Raw genomic sequence first — 10,684 nt, forward strand, 5'->3', positions numbered from 1 at the left:
ATTATGGGAACTGTAAAGCCTTTTCCTTCCTGGTCAGTTTTGGATCTTCTTATTATAAAGGAGTATCCTTCATTATTTGTGGAGTCTGATCTGGTCAGATCCTCAAAACATGCTGAAGAGACTTCAGAACGTCTCCTTCCCCCGCTGGCAAAGGCAAAGAGCAGAATAGCCCTGTCCCTTATTCCAAAAATGCTGTCATTACAGGTTTTTATCATGGTTTCGAGTATGTCCAAGGTAGCGGCTTTTTTCTTTGTTGTCCTGAATCCATTGTTAACCGCTGCCCTTCTCGCCTTGGAAAGAAGAAATCGAACCTCTCCGGACTTGCATGGATTTGCAAGACCACGCATTTCGTGTGCGGAAGATATGGATGCTATTCTTCTTGTTATTGTGCTTATGGAGTGCGGCCCTGATTTGGCCTTTATACCTGATTCCATGAGAACTGATTCTACTTCGGGATCAAGGCCCATGAGATGATCAGTTATGAATTTTATTATGTCAGGCTCCTGAAAAGGCATAACAGCGTCAGCATCTGTAACGGCCCTTGACCATTCCTTGAAATAAAGGAGATCTTTCCTGTAGGCTTTTCTTGTATTTTCAGGAGTGCCGTCCTCGAATATTGTTTTTACACGGCTTGATACGTGTTCCGGAAGAGCCGGGACTTGATCTGTATTTTCTGATGAAAAATATTCCAAAAGACGCTCCTTATCTTGGCGAAAAGCCATATTCGGCCAGGGCTTTCCTTATTTTTTCTCCGGCATCCTGCATCAAATAGGCCTCGTCTGTTGTCTGCGCCTTGGCCTGATAATCACCCAGGCCCATTCTTTTCAGAAATTCAGAAAAGACCTCTGCCTCTTGTTCTGTCATATCCAGGGTTATTATCATTTTATTCCCTATATTTTGGAGTTACTGACCAAATCTTGCAGGCATTTATCCGAAAATGGATGCTTTTAAACAAAGGACACAACGTTTAAAACAACTACATAAGCATTCTATAATCCGCATTAAGAACCCCTGCTAATTTTTTGGCATTCTCTTTACCTATGGGTCGGCGTCCATTTTCCATGTCTGAAATATGGCGTCGTGGAATACCCGCAAGTTTAGCAAGTTGATCCTGAGTCAAACCTTCTCTTGTTCGATAAGCTCTGAGGGCCGTTTGTATTTCTTTGCCAGCGTATTCAGGAAAAACGTCACGGTAACAAACACTCTCCTCTATATCGACAAGACCAAGCGAATCAGCAAATTTTCTAATTTCTGCTATTTTATCAAGTGGGCCAATAAATCTTGCCATGTCATTATTTTCAGTATGGTGCTTTTTCGTGCGTACCCGCATATATTACCTCTACAAGCTTGATTTCTTTTTTAGACACTTCCCATACAGCCACATAAGTTGGCTTGCCTTTTTTAAGATGGCAATGGTGTCTGTTATCTAATAGCCTTGAATAATTTGGCCAGTTTCCACGCACAGGCCCAAACATCTCTATTTCCCGAAGAAGTTGGAATAGAAGGTTCCTAATGCTTTCAGGGAGCGACGCTGCCTGTTTTTGTGCTTTTTTTGATAATCTGGACTGCCAGCTCATAAATTCTCCATGCACTAAATATTAGTGCATAAAAATCCCTTGGGCAAGATTTATTGGATTCTTTTTAAAAAACATTACGTCCGATAATATAAAGTTATCGGAACTAATATTTTAAATAATTATTGGCAACGGCTTATATTCATGAACATTCTGAAACCTGATTCAGCCTCGGGCTTTGCAAAGAATGTCTTCGCGAGCTATGCCCTGATTTTCTTAATATTTATAGGATGTTAAAATGCAAGATAAAGATCACTGGGAAAGAGTCTATTCATTCACGGCAGCAAATAAAGTTAGCTGGTTTCAGGAACACGCGGAACTTTCTTTAAAACTAATCCAAGAAACAGGCTCATCTTTATCAGCTGCAATTATTGATGTAGGTGGCGGAGTATCAACACTTGTTGATGGTCTTTTGGCTATCGGATATGAGGATTTAACGGTTCTTGACCTATCTGGAGCAGCATTAGCTGCGGCCAAGCGCAGGCTTGCTTCTCGCAGTAGTATTGTCAAATGGATAGAGGCAAATATTATTGAAGTCTCATTACCAGAGAATGTCTATGATATTTGGCATGACAGGGCCGTTTTCCATTTTCTTACTGAACACGAAGCTCGCATGGCTTATATAAACAAAGTCATGCATGCGGTTAAGCCCGGCGGCCATGTCATTGTTGCCACGTTTGCAGAAAATGGCCCAACGATGTGCAGCGGACTGCCCGTTATGCGTTACAGCTCTGACGAACTCCATGCAGAGTTTGGGAAACCATTTAAATTGCTCCGGCATGAAAAAGAGTCACATATTACTCCAGGTGGTATAGTTCAAGAATTCGTTTATTGCTACTGTTGCAAGGAAGTCTGCTAATAGTAGGTCAAAATACCTCAACTAATGCATTCTCTTTTTAAAATTTTAATGTCCGATTTAGGTATTCTAATCGATTACCTTATCGGACATTATTTTTTTGGGTTTCAGCATGGTTCATCTGCGTTTATACAATCAAAAACTTCTTTTTTTAATCTATTTTCTTCAGGAGGTCTGACATTCAGGAACATTTTGTAAAGAAACAGATCGTAAATAATTTTCAACCCGCCAGCCAGAAAAAACGGTGCGCTAAAAAAAAGCGGGTTAGCCAGAAGCAGACCGCTTAGAGCAGGGGATGCTGCCGCGCCAATTGAGCGCGCTATATTTGTGATGCCTGACGCTGCTGTTCGTTCATCTGGAGCGACAACCGCCATTGTGTATGACTGCCTTGTTGGAACATCCATCTGGGAAATGCTGTATCTGAGCAATAGTAAAGCGATGGCAAGTCCAAGATTAGGCATTAAAGGAACAAGGCACAGCAAAATATTTGATGGAATATGTGTAAAAACCATCGTGTTAATAAGCCCAATCCTTGCAGCAATATTTGTTGCCAGAAGAGCTGAAATCCCTGCCAGGATGTTGGCTCCAAAGAAAATACTTCCGAGAACGCCTGTATCAACGCCAAATTTAGTATGGAACCAGTATGCCATTATGCTCTGGATGACAAACCCGCCAGCGAAGGCATCGAGGGCAAACAATGCGCTAAGTTTGGCAACAATACCTTTTGATTGGTGAAGCCCCATTTTAGGTTTTATGGTGGGCTTTTCAATTTCAACCGTTACAGGCTGGCTTTCAACTTCAGCCGATAATTTCAAGAATATTACAATCAGCATAACTCCGCTTATGGCATAGCCAAGCATTATATATCTGTATGATTCCAATGCTGTGAAGCTGTAGAGTAGTAATAATTTTGCCAACCATCCGCTTGTTAATGCTCCAATGGCAGTGGCAAATGACCCTGCAAAATTATACCATCCAAAGGCAGATGTTCTTTTGTGATCAGGAATAATATGTGACAAGGCAGCCTGTTCTATGGAAAGAAAAGGGCCAATTTCGTTTCCGCTTGGGCTTATTATTCCCAAAATTGCGGCGATTGTCAGCAGCCACGGATTATTTGTCACTACAAAGACCAGCCCTGACAGAGCCATGAGGACGGCTCCCAGGACAAGCATTTTTCTTCTGCCAATCCGGTCTGCTACCGTTGTGACCCAAAGTGAAACAAAAACATCGCCTGCGAGTGTAAGTGTGAGAATAAGGCCTATTTTTCCGTCTTTAAGCCCGGTTTCGGCAAGAAGCAGGACCAGAATTACTGACATGAATCCGTAGGCAAAAAGTCTTATTATGCGGGTTAAAAATAGAAGCTTTATATCTCTGTTTGATTTTTTCATAAGCCTTGGCCTTTTTATTTTAAAGTTCCAGAATAGTTTAGAAGCTGCTCCGGAACCAGTGGCTTCATGATTGTTAATCATTCATCCATTCATGTATTTCCTGATGCAAGACAATATATCTCTTCAGCGTGATTTCATTTTTGCCGTATTTTTCATACTGCTGAAGAATTTTAACAAAACGGTCTTCAGCATCTTTTTCATTTGTGTCCGGAACAATCTTATCAACATAGATATCCACCATTCTGTCCGCGTAGATGACTATTTTTTCTTCAGGAGTTCTAAGGGTATAATCCCTCACAGGCAGACCTAACTCAACAGCTTCGGCTTCTGTCAGTCCTCCCCTAATATGTTTTAGAATAATATCTATTATTTCCTGCTCAAGACCAAGGTCTGCCGCCATCTGAGCGCCTATTTCTCCATGCTGCATTCCAGAAGTCTTTGCTTTGCCAAGATCATGAAAAACCGCACCCATTGCAATGAGTTTTCTATCTACCGGAATTTTTACCCTTGCTGAAATTTCCAAGGCTTTCCTTGCAACTTCCACGCTATGTAAAATTGCTTCTTCTGGGCAGCCTGATTTCTCAAGAATTGCTATTTCCTTCATAAGCAGGTCTTCGGCAATATGCTGGAGATATTCAACAACAGCCTCATCGCCCCAATTGGAACGAACATATTCAATATTTTCCGGGAGAATATCCAGATTATGACGCTCTGTTTTTATATTTTTGTCCGGGTTGTTATCAAGCCAGTCGTGCATTGTCTGATAATCATTGCCTGTTCTTTTTACGCTGGTTTCAAGGTGTTTTTCATATGGAGGCATATTATTATCCTTTATTTGTAGTTTAATTATATTTGTAACTAAGGTTACAAATATAATATGATTTTTTAGCCTAATGTCAATGATAATTATTTTATAAAGATTAAAAGAGGGTATTGACCTTGTATTTAATGTACCTTATGTTACATTAAAAAAGGAGGCCTATGGACGAGAAACAAAAATGGATAATGCTGACTTACAAACCGCCAAAAGCCAGAACATCTGCTGCCAAGGTGGCTTTGTGGAGAAAACTTAAAAAGCTAGGAGTTTATCAGGTGCAGGACTCTGTCTGCGTTCTTCCTTTTTCTGAAAAAAATATGGAAGATTTCCAGTGGGTTTCTGCCGAGGTAATCGAAATTGGCGGTGAAGCATCAGTTTGGTCAATAAACGCCCTCAGCTCTGAAACAGAAAAAGATTTGAGGGATTATTTTATTAATCAAACAAACATTCAGTATCAAAAGCTGAGGGCTGACTGTGCAGAAATCACAGACGAAAAGGAGTTGAGAAAGCTGTGGAGTCTTTTTCACAGAATAAAGGCCCAAGACTATCTCAAATCACCACTTTCTGTTGAGGTTAAGGCTGTTTTTGAAAATCGCATGGAAGAACTTGCCCATATGGAGATAAAAAAATGAAATGGATAACCTGGGAAAATGTCGGCATTGACCGAATGGCCTCTGCATGGCTCATCAGAAAGCATATTGACCAAGAGGCTGTATTTGTTTTCATAAAAAAAGGTGCTGATTACAAAAGCCTCGAAGGAATAGCCTTTGACATACCAGGAGCAGCATTAAGCCATAAGCGTGGCAAATGTACTTTCTGCACCATTGTCAAAGAATATGCAATCAACGACAAAACCATAGATCAGATGGCAGAAATAATAAACGCCGCAGACACAATAAATGATCTCCTTCCGCCACCAGAAGCAGCCGGGCTTGATCTTGTATGCAGGGGGATATCGAAATATTTCAAAGACGATTTAAAGGCCATTGAAACAGGTTTGGTGATTTTTGAAGCCGTTTATACTCAATTAAAAGAAAATATATAAAAAGGATCAATAACTATGGAAAAGACCATTAAACCTTCAGAACTGAAGGCATTGCTTGCAGAAAACAAAAACACAATGATTATCGATGTAAGAAGAAAAGCTGATTACGATACAGACCAAAGGATTATACCTGGCTCTGTCTGGCGTGACCCGGAACAGGCAGCCACATGGATAAATGAAGTCCCAAAAGACAAAGAAACTATAATTTACTGTGTCCGTGGTGGCTCTGTTAGCTCTGGAGTAATAGACAAACTTCTGGAAGCTGGAGCCAACGCAAAATACATCGAAGGCGGGCTTGCCGCGTGGGTAGCTGATGCAGGTGAACTCATTAAGAAATAGCAGTTTTCACTCTATAATAGATATCTCACCTTGGAGATAAAAATGTCTGATATTTCATTTAAAGAAGCCCTTAAATTCTGGGTTAAGCTTGGCTTTATCAATTTTGGCGGCCCAGCCGGTCAGATTGCAATCATGCACAGAGAAATCGTGGATGCCAGAAAATGGATTTCTGAATCCGCCTTCATGAGCGCGCTTAATTTCTGCATGCTTCTGCCAGGGCCTGAAGCTCATCAGCTCGCAACCTATATTGGATGGAAACTGCATGGATACAAAGGAGGAATAGCAGCCGGTGTCTTCTTTGTCCTGCCATCTGTATTTGTTATGCTTTTGCTTAGCTGGATAGCAGTGGCGCATACTGATGTTCCGGCGATCTCAGGATTTTTTTATGGGATAACTCCTGTAGTTGTCGCAATTGTCGCTGAAGCCGTCATTAGAATAGGCAAAAAAGCCCTTACACATACAAGTCTTTATTTTTTTGCTGCTATGTCATTCATTGCGGGACAGTTTTTTCCCGTTCCTTTTCCTGCAATAGTCTTTGTTGCCGGAGCTGCTGGCCTATTGATGGGAAAACGGTATGAAAAAGTATTCTGTTTTCGTGGACACGGTTCAAAAGAATGCCTCATGGCAGAGCCTGAATTTTCACAAACAAAACTGCCATCTTTATGGCATCCTGTTAAAATGGCTTTTATCTTCATAATTATATGGTCAGCAGTGATTTTGCCTTTAATTTTTTCAAAAGGTTTTGGCGACATTCTCGCGCAGCAGGCCGTGTTTTTTACTAAAGCGGCATTTGTCACTTTTGGCGGGGCTTACGCAGTTTTAAGCTATATATCAGATCATGCTGTCATGGTTCTTGGATGGCTCACAGAGTCTCAAATGCTTATGGGATTAGGTCTTGCAGAGTCAACACCCGGCCCTCTGATCATGGTGACTCAATATGTTGGTTTTCTTGGTGCATGGAAATTTTCAGGAGCTTCAAATCCTCTGGCGTATGGAATAGCAGGCGGAATTCTGACTACTTTTGTAACATTTCTTCCAAGTTTCTTTTTCATTTTTTCATGCGCGCCATATATAGAGCTTATTTCTTCAAATAAACGTATCCAGGCCGCGCTTATAGGAATTACAGCCGCAGTTGTCGGTGTGATACTTAAACTGGCGGTTTTTTTCAGCATCAAAACCTTCTTCCCTAATGACGGATTTGATGTTTTTGCAATAGTCATGGCTATAATCAGTTTTATAGCAATAATGCGGTTTCATCTATCAATACATCTTGTGATATTTTTAGGAGCTTTAACAGGCATGCTTTATAAGCTTTTAATTGTGATTTAAGCGGTATAGTAAGCATCTATAAGATTGAACATGACAAACTTTAAGGAGATAAACCAAATGCCAAAATTTTTGAATTTTTTCAAAAAGAAGATTCATGCCCCCACCTTTTTTTTGCTCCTATAGAGGGGATAACCCTACCTCTTGTTATAAAATAAATCTGTGTCATTGGCGTAAAAATAGCCTCCCCACTGAATATTTTCTGCTACAACCGCTGTATCATTCAGCGTTACATATTTAAGCACTTCGTCCCGAAAAGCATGATACCCCACGCGGTCAACGATATACCCCACATGCTCTTTATCAAGACTTCTGTCTATATGGCGATCTACAAAGGCGTAAGTATTTTCAATGATCTTGAAGATAGAATCCTTATCAACCCATTTAATGAATGTTCGAGCTATTCGGGGATTCTTTTTTCCGGTTCTTCCCATGATCACAAGCCTGTATGACTTGGTTGCAGATCGTGTCAATGCTTCTGTAGGGCATTTACGAATGCATTCTCCACATCCGATGCATGCATTTGGGTTTCTGACAACTGAAAAATCCTTGAATGTCAATGCACTGACTACAGCCTTGGAGCAATGATCTACGCAAGCCCTACAACTAATACAGCGTGATTCGTTATAAACCGGTTCAACTGTACAGATAATCCCGAAATCATTCATGACTGCCTTTATGCAGTCATTTGGGCATCCTGTTACGGCAATCTTGAAATGAAGGTCATGCGGATATACGAGTTGCTCAAGTTCCATAGCAAGGCGGGAGGTGTCATCGTTACCAAAAGTGCATACCCGGTTTCCTATGCAGGCACTGATGTTTCGCGTTCCAGCTGATGGATATCCTTTGTCTCCCGGATCGTCTTCAAGGCCCATGGCTAATAGAAGAGGCCGGATCATCGCGTTTATTTCAGGTATTTTTTCAAAATCAATTCCCGGAATCTCGAAACCTTGACGTGTAGTTATATGAGCTGTCCCGTTTCCGTATTTTTCGGCTATCTCATGGATCAGGGAAAACCACTTGGTTTCAATATGACCGCCCGGAACCCTTACCCGCAAGGCTGTTTTGCCACTGACTTTTGTAATCCGGTAAGCATTCTTCATTTGTTTTTTTGTAAAAACACTCACTGTATTTCTCCTGATTCTCTTTACCTACAAACATGACAAAACGACAGATTTTAATATTTGCAGAACTATGGTTACCAGACTGAAATTAAATATTTCAGATCTTTTATCTGGCAATGAATATTGGCTAATCTATCAGTTTCATTGTATCTGGCAGTCTGAATACCGGCCCATCCAGACATATATAGGTATTGTCTATTTTGCAGTGCCCGCATTTACCAATACCGCAACTCATATTTCTCTCAAACGATACCCAGATATTCTCCCTTGGAACATCCCTCGTCAAAAGATCAGCCAGAACAAACTTGATCATGACAGGCGGCCCCACGACAATACAGACGCAATCTTGAGGTTTATTCAAATCAAGTTGAGGGATATATTGTGTGATGAGTCCAGAATTTCCTTTCCAGTCATAGTTGCCATTATCGACGGTCAGTATTGCAGTAGCTGATTCAACCCATGAAAGCACTTCATTTTTAAAAAGAATGTCTTCGGGCGTTTTGAAACCAAGAAGAACTTCCAGGCTATTGACATAACGTGGTTCCATAAAGGTTTTTATAAGATTCTTGACAGGGGCAAGCCCTGTACCTCCAGCAATGATTTTAAGATTTGTTCCTGCATAATAGTTGTATTCAAAACCGTTGCCATAAGGGCCTCTTGCAAACAGGGTATCTCCTTCCTTCATGTCAAACAGTGCTCCTGTTACCCGGCCTACCTTGCGTATGGTCATGGACAGCTCGCCGTCATTGAAATCGCTGATGGATATTGGAGCCTCTCCGGCACCTGGTATGGATATTTCGAGAAACTGTCCTGGTTTGACAGGTTTATCCCATGCGATGGTAAAAGTTGAATCAATAGCAGTTTCTGGTGTAATTCTGATCAGTTTTGCCTTTTCTGCAATATAGGGGTTATTGTTCATTTTTCCCCCTTTCAGCTACGACTTCCGATAGAGTATTTATGCATCTGGCAAAAGAGATGTATTGAGGGCATACATCATCGCACCGACCACATCCAACGCACTGATGCTTACCGAATCTCCTGTGGAAATCGTTGATCTTATGCATGGTCTTAAATCTCATTTTCTCTCCATTCTTTGACCTGTAAGAATGCCCTCCTGCCATGTCTGTAAAACCATTAAGCTGACAACCTGCCCAGCGCCTGCGACGCTCAGCCATGCGGCCTTCAGTTCCGCAAGCCACATCCTGCACTGTGAAACAGGAACAGGTAATGCATGATGTATTGCACCTTCCGCAAGCAATGCATCGGCTCGTGTACTCATTCCACATCTCTAAATCAAAAGATTCAGGTGAAATGCTCCCGATCTCAGGAACTTTGACTTCAATGGAATTTTTTTCAATAAATTGTATGTCAACTTCTGTCTGTGGAAAACCAACAAGATAAGGAATGAATTCTTCGTTTTTTACATCAGCCAAAATCTCTTTTCCAAACCTGAAAGCCACGTCATACATATCGGTTCTGTTTGCGTTCATGGATACGCACCAGCAGTTATCAAAACCTTCAGCGCATTCGATCATAAAAAAACGAATATTCTTTCTGCGTCTTTTATAATAGAAATCCTCTTCAGGCCCATTTTTTAAAAAAACGGTGTCAAGCCTGTCGAATCCGTTGATGTCGCAAGGCCTAAGAAGGATCGCAATCTTTTTTTCATCAATATGGGGCACAAAAAAAGAACCATCTGAAAAATGAAACAAAGGCTCACGGACAGGATAAACAATTTCCTTTGGCGAAAAATATGTCTTCATATCCAAAACGAGGTCGTCAAAACTGTTTATTTTTTTGTATGTAATCCGGTCTGTATCCGAATAGTTGCCCTTGTCAGGGTCTACAGCAGGCCCATAAACAGTATAAGATTTCTTTAACGCGTCAAGAAGACTGTTAAACTGGTCTTTTGATAAACTGTAACCCATGTAATGACTCCATCTGGCACAGATATGCGCCAGCATTAATGAAAAAGCCCACCATTTTTAGTGGGCTTATTTATAAAAATTAACCAAGTATTGCTTTCAGATCTTCATCCGCAGTCTTTATAGGCATGATGTTGAAGTTTTTAACCAGAACATCAAGCACGTTTGGACTTAAGAATGCAGGAAGTGATGGCCCGAGTCTTATGTCCTTGATTCCGAGGAAGAGCAGGGTCAAAAGAATCGCGACAGCTTTCTGCTCGTACCATGAGAGTATAAAGGACAGTGGCAGG

General features: G+C 41.1%; 14 protein-coding genes and 1 pseudogene. 5 read left to right on the plus strand and 10 right to left on the minus strand.

The features are described from left to right. From K245_RS25550 to K245_RS0119430, 4 genes are all read right to left on the minus strand, one after another. Nucleotides 1-692 (minus strand): hypothetical protein (locus K245_RS25550; RefSeq protein WP_035277715.1); only part of this gene is annotated, 692 nt, incomplete at its 3' end. 10 nt (nt 693-702) lie between these two features. Then, nucleotides 703-882, minus strand: coding sequence for a DUF7706 family protein (locus K245_RS0119420; RefSeq protein ID WP_027360528.1), 180 nt, complete (start codon nt 880-882; stop codon nt 703-705). Nucleotides 883-976: 94 nt separating this feature from the next. Next, nucleotides 977-1,330: a helix-turn-helix domain-containing protein gene (locus K245_RS0119425; protein ID WP_027360529.1), complete on the minus strand. Its 354-nt coding sequence runs from the start codon at nt 1,328-1,330 to the stop codon at nt 977-979. After that, on the minus strand, nt 1,299-1,577 hold the full coding sequence (locus tag K245_RS0119430; RefSeq protein ID WP_027360530.1) for a hypothetical protein: 279 nt from the start codon (nt 1,575-1,577) through the stop codon (nt 1,299-1,301). The genes K245_RS0119425 and K245_RS0119430 overlap by 32 nt, the downstream gene beginning before the upstream one ends. A 235-nt stretch (nt 1,578-1,812) precedes the next feature. Here K245_RS0119430 and K245_RS0119435 point away from each other — a divergent pair, with 235 nt between their 5' ends. After that, nucleotides 1,813-2,433, plus strand: coding sequence for a class I SAM-dependent methyltransferase (locus K245_RS0119435; protein ID WP_027360531.1), 621 nt, complete (start codon nt 1,813-1,815; stop codon nt 2,431-2,433). Between the two features lie 104 nt (nt 2,434-2,537). On the opposite strand, the gene K245_RS25555 is transcribed toward K245_RS0119435, so the two are convergent. Both K245_RS25555 and K245_RS27015 read right to left on the minus strand, forming a co-directional pair. Beyond that, nucleotides 2,538-3,899: an MFS transporter gene (locus K245_RS25555; protein WP_198013940.1), complete on the minus strand. Its 1,362-nt coding sequence runs from the start codon at nt 3,897-3,899 to the stop codon at nt 2,538-2,540. Further along, entirely contained in the window at nt 3,892-4,638 is a 747-nt protein-coding gene (locus K245_RS27015; protein ID WP_051284456.1) for an HDIG domain-containing metalloprotein, read from the minus strand. Before K245_RS27015 ends, K245_RS25555 begins: the two co-directional genes overlap by 8 nt. A gap of 161 nt (nt 4,639-4,799) precedes the next feature. On the opposite strand from K245_RS27015, the gene K245_RS25565 reads away from it, so the two are divergent. The 4 genes from K245_RS25565 to chrA are packed head-to-tail and all read left to right on the plus strand — an operon-like array spanning nt 4,800 to nt 7,348. Next, a complete protein-coding gene (locus K245_RS25565; RefSeq protein WP_051284458.1) occupies nt 4,800-5,267 on the plus strand; it encodes a Chromate resistance protein ChrB in 468 nt (155 codons plus the stop codon). After that, on the plus strand, nt 5,264-5,680 hold the full coding sequence (locus K245_RS0119455; RefSeq protein ID WP_027360532.1) for a chromate resistance protein ChrB domain-containing protein: 417 nt from the start codon (nt 5,264-5,266) through the stop codon (nt 5,678-5,680). The genes K245_RS25565 and K245_RS0119455 overlap by 4 nt, the downstream gene beginning before the upstream one ends. Nucleotides 5,681-5,695: 15 nt before the next feature. Next, nucleotides 5,696-6,019: a thiosulfate sulfurtransferase GlpE gene (locus tag K245_RS0119460; RefSeq protein ID WP_027360533.1), complete on the plus strand. Its 324-nt coding sequence runs from the start codon at nt 5,696-5,698 to the stop codon at nt 6,017-6,019. A gap of 42 nt (nt 6,020-6,061) precedes the next feature. Then, complete coding sequence (gene chrA, locus K245_RS0119465) at nt 6,062-7,348, plus strand: chromate efflux transporter (protein ID WP_027360534.1); 1,287 nt, start codon at nt 6,062-6,064, stop codon at nt 7,346-7,348. A 134-nt stretch (nt 7,349-7,482) separates the two neighbouring features. Here the strand turns inward: chrA and asrC are convergent, their stop codons facing one another. The 4 genes and pseudogenes from asrC to K245_RS0119485 form a co-directional block, all read right to left on the minus strand. Continuing rightward, on the minus strand, nt 7,483-8,472 hold the full coding sequence (gene asrC, locus K245_RS0119470; RefSeq protein ID WP_027360535.1) for a sulfite reductase subunit C: 990 nt from the start codon (nt 8,470-8,472) through the stop codon (nt 7,483-7,485). A gap of 124 nt (nt 8,473-8,596) precedes the next feature. After that, a complete protein-coding gene (gene asrB, locus K245_RS0119475) occupies nt 8,597-9,388 on the minus strand; it encodes an anaerobic sulfite reductase subunit AsrB (RefSeq protein WP_027360536.1) in 792 nt (263 codons plus the stop codon). Next, the gene (gene asrA, locus K245_RS0119480; RefSeq protein WP_027360537.1) at nt 9,378-10,397 is read right to left on the minus strand and encodes an anaerobic sulfite reductase subunit AsrA; all 1,020 of its coding nucleotides are present in this window, start codon (nt 10,395-10,397) and stop codon (nt 9,378-9,380) included. The genes asrB and asrA overlap by 11 nt, the downstream gene beginning before the upstream one ends. A 79-nt stretch (nt 10,398-10,476) precedes the next feature. Continuing rightward, nucleotides 10,477-10,684, minus strand: a pseudogene (locus tag K245_RS0119485) (hydroxylamine reductase); the annotation flags it as partial.

The sequence above is a fragment of the Desulforegula conservatrix Mb1Pa genome, assembly GCF_000426225.1.
Lineage (GTDB): Bacteria > Desulfobacterota > Desulfobacteria > Desulfobacterales > Desulforegulaceae > Desulforegula > Desulforegula conservatrix.

Coding starts and splice junctions, on each gene's coding strand:
- K245_RS0119460 (WP_027360533.1), top strand. CDS start 5,696: ATGGAAAAGACCATTAAACCTTCAGAACTGAAGGCATTGCTTGCAGAA.
- K245_RS0119435 (WP_027360531.1), top strand. CDS start 1,813: ATGCAAGATAAAGATCACTGGGAAAGAGTCTATTCATTCACGGCAGCA.
- asrB (WP_027360536.1), bottom strand. CDS start 9,388: ATGAACAATAACCCCTATATTGCAGAAAAGGCAAAACTGATCAGAATT.
- chrA (WP_027360534.1), top strand. CDS start 6,062: ATGTCTGATATTTCATTTAAAGAAGCCCTTAAATTCTGGGTTAAGCTT.
- K245_RS0119420 (WP_027360528.1), bottom strand. CDS start 882: ATGATAATAACCCTGGATATGACAGAACAAGAGGCAGAGGTCTTTTCT.
- K245_RS25555 (WP_198013940.1), bottom strand. CDS start 3,899: ATGATTAACAATCATGAAGCCACTGGTTCCGGAGCAGCTTCTAAACTA.
- K245_RS25565 (WP_051284458.1), top strand. CDS start 4,800: ATGGACGAGAAACAAAAATGGATAATGCTGACTTACAAACCGCCAAAA.
- K245_RS27015 (WP_051284456.1), bottom strand. CDS start 4,638: ATGCCTCCATATGAAAAACACCTTGAAACCAGCGTAAAAAGAACAGGC.
- asrA (WP_027360537.1), bottom strand. CDS start 10,397: ATGGGTTACAGTTTATCAAAAGACCAGTTTAACAGTCTTCTTGACGCG.
- K245_RS0119455 (WP_027360532.1), top strand. CDS start 5,264: ATGAAATGGATAACCTGGGAAAATGTCGGCATTGACCGAATGGCCTCT.
- K245_RS0119425 (WP_027360529.1), bottom strand. CDS start 1,330: ATGCGGGTACGCACGAAAAAGCACCATACTGAAAATAATGACATGGCA.
- K245_RS0119430 (WP_027360530.1), bottom strand. CDS start 1,577: ATGAGCTGGCAGTCCAGATTATCAAAAAAAGCACAAAAACAGGCAGCG.